This is a genomic window from Sphingomonas sp. 2378, assembly GCF_038084995.1.
In the GTDB taxonomy this organism is placed as follows: domain Bacteria; phylum Pseudomonadota; class Alphaproteobacteria; order Sphingomonadales; family Sphingomonadaceae; genus Sphingomonas.
This window is the reverse complement of record NZ_JAXCMJ010000009.1, coordinates 113,624-131,019: the sequence shown is the minus strand read 5'-3', so window position 1 is coordinate 131,019 and position 17,396 is coordinate 113,624. Positions and strand designations below refer to the sequence as shown.

Annotated in this window: 14 protein-coding genes; 6 read left to right on the top strand and 8 right to left on the bottom strand. The window is 66.3% G+C overall.

All coding sequences use genetic code 11. The features are described from left to right. Window positions 1–41: 41 nt before the first annotated feature. Together SM191_RS07185 and SM191_RS07180 are read right to left on the bottom strand one after the other, a co-directional pair. A complete protein-coding gene (locus SM191_RS07185) occupies window positions 42–1,445 on the bottom strand; it encodes an efflux transporter outer membrane subunit (RefSeq protein WP_341505585.1) in 1,404 nt (467 codons plus the stop codon). Continuing rightward, window positions 1,442–1,894 (bottom strand): MarR family winged helix-turn-helix transcriptional regulator, encoded by a 453-nt coding sequence (locus SM191_RS07180; RefSeq protein WP_341505584.1) that lies wholly within the window; start codon window positions 1,892–1,894, stop codon window positions 1,442–1,444. The genes SM191_RS07185 and SM191_RS07180 overlap by 4 nt, the downstream gene beginning before the upstream one ends. Window positions 1,895–2,065: 171 nt before the next feature. On the opposite strand from SM191_RS07180, the gene SM191_RS07175 reads away from it, so the two are divergent. Continuing rightward, a complete protein-coding gene (locus SM191_RS07175; RefSeq protein WP_341505583.1) occupies window positions 2,066–4,204 on the top strand; it encodes a TonB-dependent siderophore receptor in 2,139 nt (712 codons plus the stop codon). A 53-nt stretch (window positions 4,205–4,257) separates the two neighbouring features. Here SM191_RS07175 and SM191_RS07170 read toward each other — a convergent pair whose 3' ends face one another. Both SM191_RS07170 and SM191_RS07165 read right to left on the bottom strand, forming a co-directional pair. Beyond that, window positions 4,258–6,747, bottom strand: a complete 2,490-nt coding sequence (locus SM191_RS07170; RefSeq protein ID WP_341505582.1) for a glycoside hydrolase family 9 protein — start codon at window positions 6,745–6,747, stop codon at window positions 4,258–4,260. Window positions 6,748–7,067: 320 nt separating this feature from the next. Beyond that, a complete protein-coding gene (locus SM191_RS07165) occupies window positions 7,068–7,703 on the bottom strand; it encodes a tetratricopeptide repeat protein (RefSeq protein WP_341505581.1) in 636 nt (211 codons plus the stop codon). Window positions 7,704–7,907: 204 nt separating this feature from the next. Here SM191_RS07165 and SM191_RS07160 point away from each other — a divergent pair, with 204 nt between their 5' ends. Next, window positions 7,908–8,618, top strand: coding sequence for a PEP-CTERM sorting domain-containing protein (locus SM191_RS07160; RefSeq protein ID WP_341505580.1), 711 nt, complete (start codon window positions 7,908–7,910; stop codon window positions 8,616–8,618). A gap of 128 nt (window positions 8,619–8,746) precedes the next feature. After that, the gene (locus SM191_RS07155) at window positions 8,747–9,184 is read left to right on the top strand and encodes an Npun_F0296 family exosortase-dependent surface protein (protein ID WP_341505579.1); all 438 of its coding nucleotides are present in this window, start codon (window positions 8,747–8,749) and stop codon (window positions 9,182–9,184) included. Window positions 9,185–9,526: 342 nt separating this feature from the next. On the opposite strand, the gene SM191_RS07150 is transcribed toward SM191_RS07155, so the two are convergent. Next, a complete protein-coding gene (locus SM191_RS07150; RefSeq protein WP_341505578.1) occupies window positions 9,527–10,888 on the bottom strand; it encodes a cation:proton antiporter in 1,362 nt (453 codons plus the stop codon). A 198-nt stretch (window positions 10,889–11,086) separates the two neighbouring features. Between SM191_RS07150 and SM191_RS07145 the strand changes: the two genes are divergently transcribed. Genes SM191_RS07145 through SM191_RS07135 form a run of 3 tightly spaced genes read left to right on the top strand, consistent with a single transcriptional unit; the run spans window position 11,087 to window position 13,346 of the window. After that, window positions 11,087–11,323: a type II toxin-antitoxin system Phd/YefM family antitoxin gene (locus tag SM191_RS07145; RefSeq protein WP_341505577.1), complete on the top strand. Its 237-nt coding sequence runs from the start codon at window positions 11,087–11,089 to the stop codon at window positions 11,321–11,323. Further along, a complete protein-coding gene (locus SM191_RS07140) occupies window positions 11,323–11,805 on the top strand; it encodes a VapC toxin family PIN domain ribonuclease (RefSeq protein ID WP_341505576.1) in 483 nt (160 codons plus the stop codon). The genes SM191_RS07145 and SM191_RS07140 overlap by 1 nt, the downstream gene beginning before the upstream one ends. Window positions 11,806–11,810: 5 nt before the next feature. Then, complete coding sequence (locus tag SM191_RS07135) at window positions 11,811–13,346, top strand: tryptophan halogenase family protein (RefSeq protein WP_341505591.1); 1,536 nt, start codon at window positions 11,811–11,813, stop codon at window positions 13,344–13,346. A gap of 63 nt (window positions 13,347–13,409) precedes the next feature. On the opposite strand, the gene paoC is transcribed toward SM191_RS07135, so the two are convergent. The 3 genes from paoC to paoA are packed head-to-tail and all read right to left on the bottom strand — an operon-like array spanning window position 13,410 to window position 17,187. Beyond that, window positions 13,410–15,629, bottom strand: a complete 2,220-nt coding sequence (paoC, locus tag SM191_RS07130) for an aldehyde oxidoreductase molybdenum-binding subunit PaoC (RefSeq protein ID WP_341505575.1) — start codon at window positions 15,627–15,629, stop codon at window positions 13,410–13,412. Further along, on the bottom strand, window positions 15,626–16,576 hold the full coding sequence (locus SM191_RS07125; RefSeq protein ID WP_341505574.1) for an FAD binding domain-containing protein: 951 nt from the start codon (window positions 16,574–16,576) through the stop codon (window positions 15,626–15,628). The genes paoC and SM191_RS07125 overlap by 4 nt, the downstream gene beginning before the upstream one ends. Next, window positions 16,573–17,187, bottom strand: a complete 615-nt coding sequence (gene paoA, locus SM191_RS07120; protein WP_341505573.1) for an aldehyde dehydrogenase iron-sulfur subunit PaoA — start codon at window positions 17,185–17,187, stop codon at window positions 16,573–16,575. Before paoA ends, SM191_RS07125 begins: the two co-directional genes overlap by 4 nt. Window positions 17,188–17,396: the final 209 nt, after the last annotated feature.

The following is a 17,396-nucleotide window of genomic DNA, read 5'->3' as shown; positions in this document are numbered from 1 at the left end:
GGCCGAGGGGGCGGGGGTAGGGGCGGCGGCTTCGGTGTCGCTCATTGCGTGATACCTTGCGAGGAAGAGGAGAAACCACCGCCCAGGGCGACGGCCAGCGCGATGCGCGCCTGGACCGCATCGGCGGCGAGATTGGCGTCGGCCTGGTCGGCCTCCAGCTGGCGGATGTCGGGATCGATCAGGCCAAGTTGCGATTGCAGCCCGCTCGATACCCGGATCGCGTTGAGGCGGCGGGTCTCGGACAGGCCGCGCACGACCTCGCGCTGGCGGGCACGCTCGGTCGCCAGGGTCGTGCTGCGCGTCACCGCATCGGCGGCCTCGCGTACCGCGCCGACGATGCGGTCGTTATAGTCGGCGGTCGCCAGGTCGAGCGCGGCGGTCGCCCCGGCCAGTCCGGCCCGGAGCCGCCCGCTGTCGAAGATCGGCAGATGGATGGCGGGGCCAGCCCCCGCCGTTCCCGCATCGGCGGTGAACAGATTACCCAGACCCACCGCCTGGAAGCCCGCCAGCGCCATCAGGTTGATATTGGGCAGGAACGCCTTGCGGGCGACCTCCTGTCCGGCGCTGGCCGCGTCGATCCGGGCAAGCGACGCGGCGATATCGGGCCGCCGCGACAACAGGTCGGCGGGCACCGTCGCGGGCATGGGCAGCGCGGTATCGAAGGTGATCCGCGTCGGTGCGATCGTCGCCGGATAGTCCAGCCCGCGCCCGGCCAGCGCCGCCAGCGCGTTGCGGGACAAGGCTGCTTGCGCCTCCGCCCGCGCCAGGGCGACCCGCGCCTGGGCGAGCAATGTCTGGCCGCTCGACGCATCGAGCTGGCTGGCGAGCTGGTGGCGGATGCGCGACTGGATCAGCGCGAGCGAGCGGGTGCGGGTGTCGATCGTCTGGCGGGCGATCGCCGCCTGCCGCTCGGCCCGGGCCAGTTCGACATAGGTCTGCGCGACCGATCCCGCCAGCGCGAGCCGTGCCGCCGTCACGTCGAGGGCCGCCGCGCGGGTCGAAGCCCGCGCCGCCTGAATCGCCGCCGCCTGTCGCCCGAACAGGTCGATCGTCCAGTTCAGATTGGCCTGCGCCTGACCCAGCCACTGGGTCGTGCCCGCAAAGGGTGGTGGGATCGTGTAGCGGCCCGAAATTCGGCTATATTGCTCCTGCGCGTCGAGCGAGACCGAGGGGCCGTTATCGGCGCGGCGGGTGGCGAGAACCGACTCCGCCTGCCGCAGCCGGGCGAGCGCGACGTCGAGCGAGGGATTGCCCGACAGGGCATCGCCGACGATCCGGTCGAGTTGCGGATCGCCCAGCCCCCGCCACCAATCGGCGGCGACCAGCGGCGCCTGCGCGGTCCCCAGGCCCAGCTTCTCCGGCGGGGTCTGGGGCACGGCGGGATGCGCTTGGGGCACCGAACAGCCCGCGAGCAGCAACCCGGTCAGAAATGCGAACCGCTTCATGCCACTGTCTCCAGCTTGTTGCGCAGGCGGACCAGATATCCGACGAAGCGCGCGACATCCTCGCCCGACCAGTCGGCGAGCCATTCGTCCCAATGGGCCAGCACCTTGACCTTGCACCGATCGGTGATGACCCGCCCCCGATCCGTCAGCGACAGCCGAACCACGCGACGATCCGTCGTGCTGCGCGAGCGTTCGATCAGGCCGCGCTCCTCCAGCGTGTCGAGGATCCGGGTCGTCGCCCCGGTGTCGTGGCACAAATGGCGCGACAGCTCGGCGGCGGTGCCGCCCAGGCCGTGATGCAGCGCCATCATCGCGCTCCACTGGACATGGGTGACCTCCTCATCGGCGAAGATCGGTTCCATGCCGATACGGGCAAGCTGGAACACCCGCTTGGTCAGATAACCGACCGAGCGTTCGGGGTCGTAGGAATCGGGCGTATTCGAAGTCATTTCGCTGCCATGGCAATGATTGCCTAGGCAGTCAATATCGTCCCTTGGTCATGACGAAAATGTCATCGCTTCACAAATGCTTGAGAAAATATGCGATTGATTATCATTATTCTTCTAACTAGGGGCAGGGCGAATGTGCCCGGACGGGTATCCTGTTTCCTCGGAGGAATTATGAAGCGCAGGCTGATGGCGGCCCTGTCGGTGGGCGTCGCGTCGCTGGTCTGGGGTGGACCGGCCCTTGCCGCCGAGACGACACCCGCCGCCGATCCGCAGCGCGCCGACGACGTGATCGTCACGGGTGCCCGCGCGGCACTGGCGGGGGATAAGGAAAGCGCGTCGCCGACCGGGCTGGCGCTGTCGCTGCGCGAGACGCCGCAATCGGTGACGGTGATCGACCGCCAGCGGATCGACGACTTCGCACTGACCAATGTCCAGGACCTGCTGACCCAGACGGTCGGCATCAATGTGGAGCGGACCGAGACCGACCGGACCGAGTTCAACTCGCGCGGGTTCGACATCACCAATTTCCAGGTCGACGGCATCGGCCTGCCGATGTTCTACAACATCCAGACGGGCGATCTCGACACGATCCTGTTCGATCGGGTCGAGGCGGTGCGCGGCGCGAATGCGATCATGACCGGTGTCGGCAATCCGTCGGCGACGATCAACTTCCTGCGCAAGCGCCCGACCAAGAGCTTCCAGGCCAATGGCTCGGCCTATCTCGGCTCGTTCGGCATGTGGCGTCTGGAGGGCGACGTCTCCGGTCCGTTGACCGGCGACGGGTCGCTCCGGATACGCACGGTCGGGGCGCATGAGGAGCGGGACAGCTATCTGGACTATAATCACGTCAATCGCGATGTGGTGGCCGGGCTGCTGGCCTGGGACGTGACGCCCGCCCTGACCGCGACGGTCGCCTATTCGCGGCAGGACAATCGCTCGCGCGGGGTGCTGTGGGGCGCGTTGCCGCTGACCTATAAAGACGGGACGCGGATCGATTATGCGCGCTCGGCCTCGACCTCGGCGGACTGGACCTATTGGAATGTCCTCGACCAGACCGCGTTCGGCGAACTGGCGTGGAAGCCGTTCGGCGACTGGGCGGTGCGCGGCGTCGTGACCTATCGGCGTTGGGAAGAAAGTGCGCGGCTGCTCTATGCCTTCGGTCTGCCCGACCGGACGACCGGATTGGGTATGCAGGGGCAGACCGGGCGCTACGATTCAAACTACGACCAGTTGCTGTTCGACGGTTACGCCTCGGGCGGTGTCTCGCTGTTCGGGCGCGATCATCAATTGGCGTTCGGCGTGTCGACCGGCCGTTCCGATGGCGAGCAATATGCCGGGAACGGGCAGGCGTTCGTCGACTATGGCGATATCCGCAACCTGCCCAATTTCCGTGCGCCGCAGGTGGGATATGACCCGATGATCCAGCAGGCGGATACGCAGGACCGGCTGACCCGCGCTTACGGCGCGATGCACCTGAACCTGACCGACCGGCTGAAGGGCGTGGTCGGCGCGACGGCGATCTGGCTGCGCAGCTCGGGCGAGTCTTACGGCGTCGACCAGACCCGGCGGAACAGCCGCGTCACGCCCTATCTGGGCGCGCTGTACGACCTGACGGATCATGTCACCGCCTATGCCAGCTATACCGGCATCTTCGATCCGCAGAGCCAGGTCGACATCACCAACACCCGCCTGGACCCCGCGCGCGGATCGAGTATCGAGGCCGGGTTGAAAGGCGAGTGGCTTGGCGGTCGGCTCTATGGCTCGGCGGCGCTGTTCCGGGCGGAGCAGAAGGGGCTGGCCCTCTATGCGGGTGCGTTCGACGGAACCAACGGGCCGGTCGGCGTCAACTATTATATCGGGCAGGACAGCGTCTCGAAGGGGTTCGAGGTCGAGGTGGCGGGTCGGATGACCGATCGCTGGTTGCTGTCGGGCGGCTTCACCCATCTTCAGGTCGAGGATGGCGACGGCGCCCGCGCGCGTCCCTTCATCCCGCGCGACACGTTCAAGCTTGCCGCGACCTATAGCATCGCGCCGTTGAACGACCTGAAGCTGGGCGGCCAGTTCCGCTATCAGAGCCGGATCAGCAACGACAGCGGCGCGGTGACGGCGGCGGGGCAGGCGATCCCGGTGGTGCAAGACGCCTATGCCACGCTGGACCTGCTGGGCAGCATCCGCCTGATCGACCATGTCCGCGCCAGCGTGAACCTGCGCAACGTGACCAATGCCAAGTATCTGGGGACGTTGAAATACGGCCAAGCCTTCTATGCCGCGCCGCGCAGCATCCTGGCGACCCTGCGCTTCGATTATTGAGGCCGGACAATCTGCCCCTCCCCGCTGGGGGAGGGGTTTTGCTCATCGATCGTTCAACGCGTTTCCTTCGTCGCCTCGATCGCGGCATTGGCGGCGAGGATATAGGCCGAGGTGGTCGCGACCGTATATTCGTTCTCGAACCACAGGAACGGCCAGTCGGTCTTCAACTCGGGAAAGTCCGGCTTCACGATCAGCACGCCCGGAACCAGGCCGCCCGGAATGAAGCCGTAATCGGCGCGGTTATGGCCATAGCCGATCAGCTTCGACGCGGCGCCGACCGTCGAGACCAGCGACAGATTGTTGGCCGGGTGCCGCCCCAGCACATAGTCGATCGCGTTCAGCGTATAGTCGGTGCCGACGATCTCTGGAAAGGCCTTGTGCATCAGGAAGGCGGTCGAGCCGAACTCCACGACCTGATGCGATCCGGCCCAACTGCCCTCGGCGATCGGCACGCCGAAGGGGTTCTTGGCGGCCTCCGCATCCATCTTCGCCTTGGCCTGGCGGACCAGCGGCACGAGTGCGGCGCGATATCTGGCGTCCATGAAGGGAATGGCGCGGACGGCGGGGGCCCCGACCCAGGCGAAGTTCTTCGCGATCACCGGCATCAGCTTGCGCAGGCGATCGGCATAGACGCGGTCGCCCTTGCCGGTGATCAGCATTTCGACCGTCGCGCCGACATTGGCGCCGTCCGCCGACCAGGGCGTGCCGGAGTCGTCGCGTCCGTCGCCCGACTTGATCGGCCCCTTTTGGAACCGGCCCCACAGCACCTTCGCCGCGTCCCAGGCCTCCGCCGCCATGGTCGGGTCGCTGTCGGCCAGGGCGCGCGAGGCCGCCGCCAGCGCGCCCGCGACCGCCAGGTTGTTGGCCGGCAGGTCGGTGGTGAAGGCCCAGCGATCGTCCTGTGCCCCCGACGACCCGCCGCTCCGCTCCGACACGCCCAGCGAGGCGTCATAGGTCAGATTGTCGGTCTGCGACCCGGCATCGCCCAGATGGGCATATTGGCGCTGGACCGGATCGACGATGCCGACGATCGCGTGGCCGAACACCTTGTACTGAGCAAGCAGTTGCAGGACGCCGTGGCGGATCTGCTGCACCGCGTCCTGCTTGCCGTCAGGCTTGCGGATTTCGACCGCGCGGGCGGCCTCGTCCACCGTCGTCTCGTCCCAGTCCAGGCCGTAGAGTTCGCGACCCCAGACCAGGTCGCGGACGACGGCGGCGTTCTGCGGCGTCTGGATATCGTAATCACCCGCATCCTGGAATCCGCCGACGTTCAGGCCGGGAATATGCTCGCCGGGCTTGAAGGGGGAGTCGAGGTTCGGCCCCATCCGGTATCCGTCGAAATGGACATGGTTGGGCGGGGCCTGGCGCGCATCGTCGAGATGGCTGGGCGCGGACCAGACGCGATACTGCTCGCGAATGCCGACATGATCCATCTGCTCGGCGATGAAGGTGTCGAGCGAGGTCTGCCAGATTCGGTCATAGGCATCGGCGGCGATGCGGAAGGGGTTCGTCACCTTGCCGCCATAGGCGATGGCGTAGATACCGGGATCGCGCACCTGCGAGAAGTCGAAGGCGGCATAGTTATAGCGCAGCCACCGGCCGCGCGGGGTGACTGCCGCGCGGAAGACGGACTGCCGGGTACCGTCGGCGGCGAGCTTGACCAACTCCGCCTCGCCCGGGGCCGTGCCGTGAGGATCGGTCTCGATCAGCGCGATCTTCGACCGGCCCGGCGTATAGCCCGCCTGGTTGAACGAGACGACCGGCGCGCGGACCCAGTCCTTCACGACATTGGGGCGGACATGCCAGACGACCGCATTCTCCTTCGCGCCCGGCGCGATCAGCGAGCGGACGACGAACCAGCCATTCTGCGCCCGGTTGCGCGCGTCGTAGAGTTCCAGCCCGCCCGCGTCCGAGGTGATGGTGACCCGCGTCAGCGGATCTTCGGGCGACAGGGTGATCGATTTGCCGCCCGAGGCCAGCGGCATGGGATCGCCCGATCCGTTCTTCGCCATCGGCCCGGTCGCATGGCGCGGGAACAGGCCGGGGGCGGTGTCCATCAGATAGGTCTTGCCGAAATAGCTGGTCGGCAGGAAATCCAGGTTGAACCCCGCCTTGCCCGCCAGCGCGGCGGGCAGCGGCTGGTCCAGGTCGACCGCTATGCGAAAGCCATCGCCCTCCGCGGTCACCTTGACGCGGTAGGCCAGACCCTGGTCCTTATAGGTGGAGCGGACGATCACCTGATTGGCTTGGCTCCCGCGCGTCCGGCTGACAAAGGCGGGGACGGGGTCCCATTGTTCGGGCGTGGGGTTCAGGCGGACCGCGCCGTCGGTCGCGATCCGCTCGCCATGCAGGACGATCTGGATGCCCGCATTCTTCTCGTCGAAGAAGATCGGGCTGAACTGGTTCTGGTCGACCATCACGGTCAACCCTTGCGTTTCCAGCGTTTCGGCGGGCGTGACGGTCAGCGATTGGGCATGGGCGGCGCTGGCCCCCGCCATCAGACTGGCCGACGCCAACAAGGCGAATCCAAAGCGTTTCAGCATAACCCCTCCTATAGTAGCGCTATCATTTTCTTATGGAGGAAAGGCCGTCACATCGAGTCGATGCTGGGTCTGTCCTGCCACGCCAACGGGACGGTTTCCGCCTCCGCTTGCTGGCAGTCTGTGCCAGTGGCGCGGATTAGACAACGATAAAATGATGTGTTTGCTTTGGGTTAGGATGCAGTGGTGACCGGCGCGTTCTTCCCGACCCCGATCACAATGTAACGCTCACATAGTCGATGGGATGGGCACGGGGCCGATGCACGAAAAAGGGCGCGGACCGCCTTGGCCGTCCGCGCCCTTTGGATCGGAAACGCAGCGCGTCAGTTGGCCGATTTATACCGGGGCTGGACCCGGCCTGCTTCGTCGGCGGCCTGGCGGATCAACTGGATGTTGCGCTTGATCGACGCCGCCAGGGTGGTGCGGATCGCCTCGTCAGCATCCGAGCCCGCCGGAACCTCGCGCAGCAGTTGCAGCCATTCGCCCATGGCTTCGTCATGCTGGCCTTTGAAATCCTTCTCCATCGCGAAATAGAAGCGCGCCCGCGCGTCACGCGGATCGAGCGCCAGCGCCTTGCGGAACGCCTCGGCGGCTTCGGTCGGCAGGCCGACACCATTGGACTTGGTGGTCTGCATCAGCGTTTCGCCCAGCGCCGACCAGGCGGTCGACTGATTGGGATCGATCGCCAGCGATGCGCGATAGGCGGTGGCGGCCTCGTCGAAGCGGCGCTTGGCGAGCAGCGCGTCGCCCAGTCCCTTTTGCGCGGCGGCATCGGTCGGCGCCTTCTTCGCGGCGGCCTGCGCCACGGTGGGATTGGCGGCGGGGGTGGGGCGCTCGACGAAGACCGGCGTGGCGGCGGGCTTTTCGGCAGGGCGCCGCAGCAGCGCCGAGGCGATGAAGGCCAGGATGACCAAGACGAGCAGAATGCCCGCTATGACGAGGAGCTTGCGGCGTTTCATGTATCGTTCCTGCCAGATTCCAGTTCGCGATCCCTATCGCGCGATTCGCATTGACATAGCGTAAAGGCCCCCGCCGTGCGCCGAATGCCTGTCTTGTCTTGGAGTAAAATCAAGTAAGGTAAGGAATATACGGGATATTGTCGGAATTTTTACCGGGTGCGCTTATGATCGCAGCAACGATATAGGTTGGTAGCAGAGCAACATATGACACGCTCCATTTTGAATTCCGAAGGGTTGATGATGCCGAAAGTGAAGATATTCCTGTTGACGGCCGTTGCAGCGTTCGCTTGTGCGACGTCGACTCAGGCGGCGCCGGGAACGGTCACTTCCGTAGCCAATGATGACTATAGCAAGCAGGCGACGCCGCCCGCGGGATCGACGGTGGTCGATTTCAATAACGGGCTGCCCAATGGCTTTTCGTTGCAGGGCGGCCAGATCGCAACGGATTCGACCTGGGGCATTACGAACTGGGCCTATCTGTCGCCCGCCGGGGACAATACCAAGTTCCTGGTGACGATGCCGAACGCCACGACGACGCTGAATGCCGACAAGAATTTTGGCTATGGCGGCATCGCGCTGAATTGGGGTTCCATCGATAACGAGAACCGTTTGGATATCCTGGATACCATGGGCCAGGTGATCCGCACGCTGACCGGGACGGACGTCTCCGGCGGCCCGTTTTCGAGCGTTAACCGGTACGTCACCTACACGCTCGATCCCTCCACGGGCCAGCGGATCGGCGGCCTTCGTTTCTCGTCGCCCAATTCGCAGGGTTTCGCCTTCGAGGTGGACGATGTCTCGTTCTTCGGGGCGACGCCCAGCTCGGTGCCGGAACCGGCCTCGATCGGCTTGTTCGGCGCGGGTCTGGCGGGGCTTGTCGGTGTGGCCCGCCGGCGTCGGCGGCAGGCGGCCTGAGTTTTCGATTACCCCGTTTCGATATGATCCGTATCGGAACCGTGGCAACGGTGATCGGGTGGCGGAACAATAGCCTCTCACCCTCCACCGGCACGAACCGGATCGGTTTTTGACGGCATAACGGGGAGATGGTCAATGGCGGCAAGGAAGCCACGCTGAAGACCGGCGGCCAGGGTTTCGACGGCGTCAGCCTCTATTGGGGTTCGGCCGACACGTACAACACGCTGTCGGTGCTCGACATGGCGGGCAATGTCCTGAAGACCATCACCGGCCTCGACTTCGCCTCGCCGGGTGCGAATGCGCCGGGCAGCTATTATAATGATCCCAAGTACAACCAGTATGTCACCTACACGCTGGACAGCCTGACGGGTCAGAAGATCGGCGGTCTGAAGTTCGCTTCGGGCAATACCGCGTTCGAGCTGGACAATGTGTCGTTCTTTAACATCGCCCCGACCTCGGTTCCCGAGCCTGCTACGCTGACCCTGTTTTTCATGCGCGGCGTTCCCAGAGCGTGGGGGCTTTCGGCCTGCGCCATGGCGTGCAGAGGGAAGGGAGGCCTTTGTTGACGATCGTTTCGACGCAGCACGCAAGCAACGGACTCCGTCAACTGCGCCCAGATTCACGAGGGCGCCTCAATCCCTCTCCGCTGGACAGGGGAGAGGGTTAGCGGAGATTGCCAGCTATGCTGGCTAGCGCAGCATGGGTGAGGGGTTGAGCGAGCCGCAGGCTCGCGCGCTCTTCGAGCGCGCACCCCTCACCCAGCTCCGACTAAGCCTTTGCTTTCGCAAAAACCAAGTCTGCGCAACCCTCTCCCCTCAGAGAGGGGCGAGGGGTACCATGGTCGAAAGACGTGCCTTTCTTGGAACAGCCAAACGGGAAGCGCGAAGACGCCGAAACCCCTCGACCCCTTACGCCGAGACGGTCTTCATCGTCTCCATCTCGTCCATCAGCCGCGCCTTGCGGCCATAGACATATTCGAACAACGGGCTGGCCATCATCGTCGTGACGATCGCCATCAGCACCAGCATCGAGAAGAGCGTCGGGCCGATAATGCCCTTTTGAAGGCCGATATTGATGATGATGAGCTCCATCAGGCCGCGCGAGTTCATCAGCGCGCCGATGCCCATCGCCGTCCTGTTATCCTCGCCGCACGCGCGCGCCGCCAGATAGCAGGCGCCGAACTTCGCCGCGATCGACGCGGCCAGGATCCCAAGCGCGATCACCAGCAGCGAGGCGGAGTTGACCATGTCCATCCGCGTGTTCAGCCCCGAATAGGTGAAGAACATCGGCAGCAGCAGGACGACCGCCAGCGGCTCGACCTTCTTCTTCAATTCGGCGACGAACAGGCCGCGCGGCATGAACACGCCCAGGATGAAGCCGCCGAAAATGCCGTGCACGCCGATCGCGTCCATGATGAAGGCGGAGATGCAGAAGGCCATCAGCGTGATCGTGAGCACATTCATGCTCATCTCGCCCCGCGCCTCGACCGCGCGGCCCAGCGGCGCCAGGATGCGGCGACCGAACAGGACGAGGAAGCCGACATAGAGGAACGCGCCGCCGATCGCCAGGATCGCGATCCCGCTGCCCCCGCCGAAGGTCGCCAGCACCACCGCCAGCACGCACCAGGAGGCGGCATCGTCGAACGCGCCCGCCGCCAGCGACAGGGTGCCCAGCGGACTATTGGCCAGCCCCCGCTCGTTGATGATGCGCGCCAGCATCGGAAAGGCGGTCAGCGCGATGCACGCCCCCAGGAACAATGTCGCATTGGCCTGGCTGATCCCCGGCGCGAACAGTCCCGGCACGGTCAGCAGCATGGGGGTGATCGCCACCGCGATCAGAAAGGGCGCGATGACCCCCGACGCGGACACGGCCAAGGCGGAGCGCGCCTTCGATGCGAAATGGTCGAGCCGCAGGGTCAGGCCGACCAGGAACATGTAAAGCGCGACCCCCAGTTGGGCGCCCGCATAAAGTACGTTTCGCGTCTCCTTGGGGAAGATCGCGCCCTGAAGGTCGGGGAAGAACATCCCGAGCAGCGACGGGCCCAGGATCACGCCCGCGATCATCTCGCCCACCACCGGCGGCTGCGCCAGGAAACGCTGGCCGAACCAGCCGACGATACGGCAGGCGAACAGGATCACCGCCAATTGCAGGAAGAAATGGATGCTATAGTCGCCCGGCGCATAGCTGGCCGCGGCTCCAGCGGTGGCGGGCCCATGCGGCGACAGGATGCCGCTTGCGCTATGCCAGAAACTGTCGATGGCGTCGTTCATGTCGTGCTGATCCCCCCCGCCACGCTGCTTATGGGCGAGCGTGACCATCGGATAGCGAGGCAATCGCGCCGATCTTGCAACCGGATTTCGGCGGCTTCAGCGCGATTTCCCGGCACTCGTGGCAAATCGTGTTGTGCATGCTACAGGATAGGTACGTACCTACATAATCTACAGCCTCTTTACCCGGCCGGAGGTGCCATGAAGACGCTCACCAGTCGCGAATTCAATCAGGATGTCAGCCGCGCCAAGCGGCTCGCTCGAATCGAGCCGGTGTTCATCACCGACCGGGGCAAGCCGACCCATGTGCTGCTCGGGATCGGCGCGTTCCGGCAGCTTGCCGGGCAGAGCGAGTCGATCGTCGATCTGCTCGCGGATGGGGAGGCGTCGTTCGCCGAAGGGGCTGCGTCGCCGCGCGACTGGGGCCGGGCACGCTGATGTATCTGCTCGATGCCATGGTAGTCGCCGAGTTGCGCGGCGCACGCGGCGGCACGGCGGATGCCGGGCTGGTCGAGTGGGCGGGCGGGGTACCCCGTCACGAACTGTTCCTGTCGGCGATTTCCCTGCTCGACCTACAGGACGAAGTGCCGCCCTCGCGCAAAGGGGCGGCGGCGGCTGGGGGAGACTGGATCGCCGACCGCGTCCTCCCGGCGTTCGAGGGGCGCATCCTGCCGGTCGATGCCGATGTGGTGCGGCGGTCCGCCGGGCTCGGCTATGCCCAGACGCGCGATGCGTTGCTGGTGGCGACGGCGCTGGTCCATGGCCTGACCCTCGTCACGCGGCATGTCTCGGCCTATAAGGCGGGACGGCCCAAGCTATTCTGTCCGTGGGGCTTCGTCGCCGATGACACGGGCGAGGACTGGCGGCAGGCGACGCGGGGCGGGGCGCCCTGGTTCCGCAACCTGTTCGTGAGGATGTGATCGTGATGAACGGGCAAGCGGGCGGAGAGGGTGGCCGGTCGATCCTGATCGTGGGCGGCGGGACGGCGGGCTGGCTGACCGCCGCTTATCTTGCCCGTTATCTGGGCGGACGGCCCGGCGTGACCATCACTTTGCTCGAAGCGCCGGAGATCGGCACGATCGGCGTCGGCGAGGGGGCGTTCCCGACGATGCGCCAAACCTTGCGCTTCCTGGGGATCGACGAAGCGCATTTCATCCGCGCGGCGGGTGCGACCTTCAAGCAGGGCATCCGGTTCGACGACTGGCGCCACGCCCCGTCACCCGGAGGGCGGCATCGCTATTGGCATCCGTTCGAGCCGCCTTTCCAGGCGGACGGCATCGACCTGGTCGCGCATTGGCTGGCGCAGGACCCCGCCACGCGCCCGCCCTTTGCCGAGGCGGTGACGATCCAGCACCGCGTCGCCGCCGCCGGGCGCGGGCCGAAGCAGGTGGGTGAGGGGGCGTTCGACGGGCCGCTCGGCTATGCCTATCATTTCGACGCGCACCGGCTGGTCGAATTGCTGGCAGAGCATGGCGTCGCCCTGGGTGTCCGTCATCTGCATGGGCGGTTGATCGGGGCGGTGCGCGACGAGGGCGGTGCGATCGATCATGTGCTGACCGACCGGCACGGCGCGTTGACGGCGGACCTCTATGTCGATTGCACCGGTCAGCGGGCCGAGTTGATCGGTGGTGTGTTGGGCGAGGAACTGGTGTCGGTTCGGGATCAGCTGTTCACCAACCGCGCGCTCGCCTGCCGTCTGCCCTATGATGAGGGGGCGGCGGACGGCCTGCCGACCATGACCGTCGCCACCGCGCATATGGCGGGGTGGACCTGGGATATCGGGCTGGCGCAGGGGCGGGGGATCGGCACGGTCTATTCCGGCGCGCATATGGACGACGATCGCGCGCTGCGGACGCTGGCCGCCCATCTGGGGCGCGAGCCGGAGGCGGTCGAGCCCCGTCTGCTGACCTTCGAGCCCGGTTATCGGCGGCGGCCCTGGATCGGCAATTGCGTCGCGATCGGGCTGGCGGGCGGGTTTCTGGAGCCGCTGGAGTCGACCGGCATCGTCCTGATCGAAGCGGCGGTGGCGATGCTGGCCGAACTGTTCCCGCATCACGGTCCCGTCGCCGCGCCCGCCGCGCGGTTCAACGCGCTGATGTCGGCACGCTATCAGACGATCACCGATTTCCTGAAGCTCCATTACTGTCTCAGCCGCCGGGACGAGCCCTTCTGGCGGGACAATGGCGATGCGGCGTCGATCTCCGATCGGCTGCGCGATCTGCTGGAACAGTGGCGCTACCGGCCACCGGGGCGGTTCGACTTCACGCTGGATGTCGAGAGCTTCGCCTATTTCAACTATCAGTACATCCTCTACGGCATGGGGTTCGCCGATGAGGGCGGCCCGTCGTCGCCGGTGTCGGGCGAGGCGGAGCGGCTGTTCCGCAAGCTCCAGCTCTTCGGGGAACGGGCGGTCGCGGATTTGCCGAGCCATGGGGATCTGGTGGCGGCGATGCGGGCGTAGGACATCCTCACCCTTCCCACCCACCTACGGTGAGCGGGAAAGGTGAGGGCGGTTCAACCGGCGTCACGCCACCGCAGGCAAACGCTCCAGATGCTTTTCCAGCGTCAGCGGATAGTCGCGGATGCGCACGCCCGTCGCGTTATAGACCGCATTGGCCACCGCCGCGCCGACCCCGCACAGGCCGAGTTCGCCGACACCCTTGGCTTTCATCGGATTGGCCTTGTCATCGGCTTCTTCCAGGAAGATCACCTCCTGATGCGGAATGTCGGCGTGGACCGGCACTTCATAGCCCGCCAGGTCGTGATTCACGAAGAAGCCGAACCGTTTGTCGACTGCCAGTTCCTCCATCAGCGCCGAGCCAACGCCCATGGTCATCGCGCCGATCACCTGGCTGCGCGCCGCCTTGGGGTTCAGGATACGCCCCGCCGCGCAGACCGCCAGCATCCGGCGAAGGCGGGTCACGCCGGTATAGGCGTCCACCCCGACCTCGACGAAATGCGCGCCGAAGGTGGATAGCTGCCAACTCTTGTCGAGGTCGCCGAACTCGATCCGGTCCTCTGCCGACAGGGGGCCGGACGCCGCCGCGTCCCTGAGCGACACGGAGCGATTACCCCCCGTGACCTTGCCATCCGCGAAGGTCAGGTCGGCGGAGTTGAACCCCAGCCGCTGCGCCACCGCCTCACGCAACTTGACGCAGGCTGCATAGACGCCCGCCGTCGCATTGGCCGCGCCCCACTGGCCGCCCGAACCCGCCGAGACGGGAAAGTCGCTGTCGCCCAGCCGGACCTCGACCGCGTCCATCGGCAGGCCCATCATCTCGGCGGCGGTCTGGGCGACGATGGTATAGCTGCCGGTGCCGATATCGGTCATGTCGGTTTCGACCACGACCCGACCGTCCTTGCTCAGCGTGACGCGGGCGGCGGACTTCATGTTCATATGGTTGCGAAAGGCGGAGGCGACGCCCATGCCGACCAGCCAGCGTCCGTCGCGCACTTGCGCGGGCCTGGCATTGCGCCGCGACCAGCCGAAGCGCTGCGCGCCTTCCTCCAGACAACGGACGAGCTGACGCTGTGAAAAGCGACGATCGGGCTTCTCGGGATCGACCTGCGTGTCGTTCTTCACGCGGAAGGCGACCGGGTCGAGCCCCAGCTTCTCGGCCATCTCGTCCATCGCGATTTCCAGCGCCATCATGCCCGGCGCCTCGCCGGGCGCGCGCATCGCATTGCCCTCCGGCAGGTTCATCACCGCCAGCCGCATCGAGGTCAGCCGGTTGGGCCCGGCATAGAGCAGCTTGGTCTGGTTGACCGCCGTTTCCGGCCCGCCGCCGGGCTGATCGCCCGAGCCGCTTTCGTGCGCGATGGCCTGGATCGTGCCGTCCTTCGCGGCGCCGATGCGGATACGCTGCGTCGTCGCGGGCCGGTGGGTGGAGTTGTTCGCCATCAAGGGGCGCTGCATCGCGACCTTCACCGGCCGTCCGACCGCCCGCGCGCCGAGCGCCGCCATGACCGCATCGGCCCGCAGGAACAGCTTACCCCCGAACCCGCCGCCGATATAGGGCGAGATCAGCCGTACCTTCTCCTTGGGCAGCCCCAGCGTCTTGGCCAGATCGCCACGACCCCAGGCGATCATCTGGTTCGAGGTCCACACCGTGACCGCGTCGCCGTCCCATGACGCGATCGAGGCGAAGGGCTCCATCATCGCATGGCTGTGGTCGGGGGTGGTATAGGTGGCGTCGAGCGTCACCGGGGCGGCGGCGAAGGCTTGCTCGAACCTGCCGGTCCGGTCGGCGGCGGGGGCCTTGCTGCCCTCGTCGCTGTCGCCGCCGGTCAGGGGGGCGGTCTTCAGCGCTTCGGCCAGGTCGTACTGGCCTTTGGCACGCTCATAATCGATGCGGACCAGCCCGGCGGCGGCGCGCGCCTGCTCGAAGGTCTCGGCGACGACGATGGCGACGGCCTGGTGATAATGGTCGATCTCCGGTCCGCCGAGCAGCTTGACCGTGTTGAAATTGCCCTTGCCCAGCTTGCCCGCTTCATTGGCGGTGACGATGCCCAGCACGCCCGGCGCGCCGCGCGCATCGTCGAGGTTCATCGAACGGATACGCCCCTTGGCGATCGCCGCGCCGATGATCCAGCCATAGGCGGCGTCGGGCGCTTCGGCATGATGTTCATAGGCATAGGGGGCGGTGCCGCTGGTCTTGCGCGGGCCGTCGATCCGGTCCTGCGCGCGCCCGACCACGGTCATGCGGTCGATGGGGTTGGTGCCTGCCGGCTCTGTGAACTTCATGCGGTCCTCGCCTGGCTGATGACGGCCGCCAGCGTCCGTTCGACGAGCGGCACCTTATAGGCATTGTCCTGGGTCGGACGGGCATCGGCGAGCAGCGTCGCCGTCACCGCCCTGGCCCCCTGCGGCATCGCGGCCTCGGCGGCCTCGACCCGCCAGGGCTTGTGCGCGACGCCGCCCAGCGCGACGCGACCGGTCCCGTCCTTCTGGATGACGGCCGCGACCGAGACGAGCGCGAAGGCATAGGAGGCGCGGTCGCGCACCTTCTCATAGATATGCGTGCCGCCGACCGGGCGGGGCAGGGTGACGGCGGTGATGAGTTCACCCGTCTGGAGCGCGGTTTCGATATGCGGGGTGTTACCGGGCAGGCGGTGGAAGTCGGCGATCGGGATCGCGCGCGTCCGACCTTCCGGGTTCACCGTCTCGACGGTCGCGTCCAGCACCCGCATCGCGACGTTCATGTCGCTGGGGTTGGTGGCGATGCAGTCGTTGCTCGACCCGACGACCGCCAACTGGCGCGAATAGCCGCCGATCGCGCTGCACCCGGTGCCGGGCTTGCGCTTGTTGCAGGCCATGTTGGTGTCGTAGAAATAGGGGCAGCGGGTGCGCTGGAGCAGATTGCCCGCCGTCGTCGCCTTGTTGCGCAACTGGCCGCTCGCGCCCGCGACGATGGCCCGCGACAGGACGCCGTAATCGCGCCGCACCCGCTCATCGGCGGCGAGCGCGGTATTGGTGGCGAAGGCCCCGATGCGCAGCCCGCCTTCCTTCGTCTTCTCGATCCGGTCGAGCCCCAGATCCTGAACGTCGATCAGATGGGTCGGCGTCTCCACCTCGATCTTCATCAGGTCGAGCAGGTTGGTCCCTCCCGCGAGGAACTTGGCGCCGGGCCGGGCGGCGGCGCGGGCGGCGGCGACGGGGTCCTTGGCCCGCTCATAGGTGAACGCCTTCATGCCTTGCCTCCCGCGACTTCGGCCATGGCCTCTGCGATGTTGGAATAAGCGCCGCAGCGGCAGATATTGCCGCTCATCCGCTCGCGCATTTCCATGTTTGTGGCCTGGGGCCGGGCGGTCAGGTCGACCTGGACATGGCTCGGCACGCCGCGCTTGATCTCGTCCAGCACCGCCACCGCCGAGCAGATCTGCCCCGGCGTGCAATAGCCGCATTGATAGCCATCGTGCCGCACGAAGGCGGCCTGCATCGGGTGGAGCTTTTCGGGCGTGCCCAGCCCCTCGATGGTGGTGATGCTGTCGCCCTCATGCTGGAGCGCGAGGGAGAGGCAACTGTTGATCCGCTGTCCGTTGACGATGACCGTGCACGCGCCGCACTGGCCATGGTCGCAACCCTTCTTGGTGCCGGTCAGGTGCAGATGTTCGCGCAACGTGTCGAGCAGCGTGGTGCGCGGATCGAGCGACAGGGTGCGCGGCTTGCCGTTTACCTTCATGGTGACGTTCATGGCGGCGGGATCGGGCGGCATGGTCGTCTTCTTCTCCTGAGCCTCGACAGGCGCGGAGGCGGCCATCGCGGTCGCTGCGCTCCCCACGATCACGCCGCGCCGCGACATGGAAACCCGTCCGTTATCCGCCAATGTCCCGGCTCCTCTCAACCCCGTTTCGGATGATCCATCACATTGCGCTGCGATCCGCTACCCCGATATCGGGGACGGGTGGCGGCGAAACGGGTGGAAATCCTGGTGAACAACGCGCGTAAGCCATTTTGGTGTCGCGAAAAAACATCATGGGATAAGGGTTATGGGAAACGGCGCGCTAACCC

What these genes read in the sequence shown, in the direction of transcription:
- SM191_RS07185 (WP_341505585.1), bottom strand. Translation starts at nt 1,445, where the DNA reads ATGAAGCGGTTCGCATTTCTGACCGGGTTGCTGCTCGCGGGCTGTTCG.
- SM191_RS07180 (WP_341505584.1), bottom strand. Translation starts at nt 1,894, where the DNA reads ATGACTTCGAATACGCCCGATTCCTACGACCCCGAACGCTCGGTCGGT.
- SM191_RS07175 (WP_341505583.1), top strand. Translation starts at nt 2,066, where the DNA reads ATGAAGCGCAGGCTGATGGCGGCCCTGTCGGTGGGCGTCGCGTCGCTG.
- SM191_RS07170 (WP_341505582.1), bottom strand. Translation starts at nt 6,747, where the DNA reads ATGCTGAAACGCTTTGGATTCGCCTTGTTGGCGTCGGCCAGTCTGATG.
- SM191_RS07165 (WP_341505581.1), bottom strand. Translation starts at nt 7,703, where the DNA reads ATGAAACGCCGCAAGCTCCTCGTCATAGCGGGCATTCTGCTCGTCTTG.
- SM191_RS07160 (WP_341505580.1), top strand. Translation starts at nt 7,908, where the DNA reads ATGACACGCTCCATTTTGAATTCCGAAGGGTTGATGATGCCGAAAGTG.
- SM191_RS07155 (WP_341505579.1), top strand. Translation starts at nt 8,747, where the DNA reads ATGGTCAATGGCGGCAAGGAAGCCACGCTGAAGACCGGCGGCCAGGGT.
- SM191_RS07150 (WP_341505578.1), bottom strand. Translation starts at nt 10,888, where the DNA reads ATGAACGACGCCATCGACAGTTTCTGGCATAGCGCAAGCGGCATCCTG.
- SM191_RS07145 (WP_341505577.1), top strand. Translation starts at nt 11,087, where the DNA reads ATGAAGACGCTCACCAGTCGCGAATTCAATCAGGATGTCAGCCGCGCC.
- SM191_RS07140 (WP_341505576.1), top strand. Translation starts at nt 11,323, where the DNA reads ATGTATCTGCTCGATGCCATGGTAGTCGCCGAGTTGCGCGGCGCACGC.
- SM191_RS07135 (WP_341505591.1), top strand. Translation starts at nt 11,811, where the DNA reads ATGAACGGGCAAGCGGGCGGAGAGGGTGGCCGGTCGATCCTGATCGTG.
- paoC (WP_341505575.1), bottom strand. Translation starts at nt 15,629, where the DNA reads ATGAAGTTCACAGAGCCGGCAGGCACCAACCCCATCGACCGCATGACC.
- SM191_RS07125 (WP_341505574.1), bottom strand. Translation starts at nt 16,576, where the DNA reads ATGAAGGCGTTCACCTATGAGCGGGCCAAGGACCCCGTCGCCGCCGCC.
- paoA (WP_341505573.1), bottom strand. Translation starts at nt 17,187, where the DNA reads ATGTCGCGGCGCGGCGTGATCGTGGGGAGCGCAGCGACCGCGATGGCC.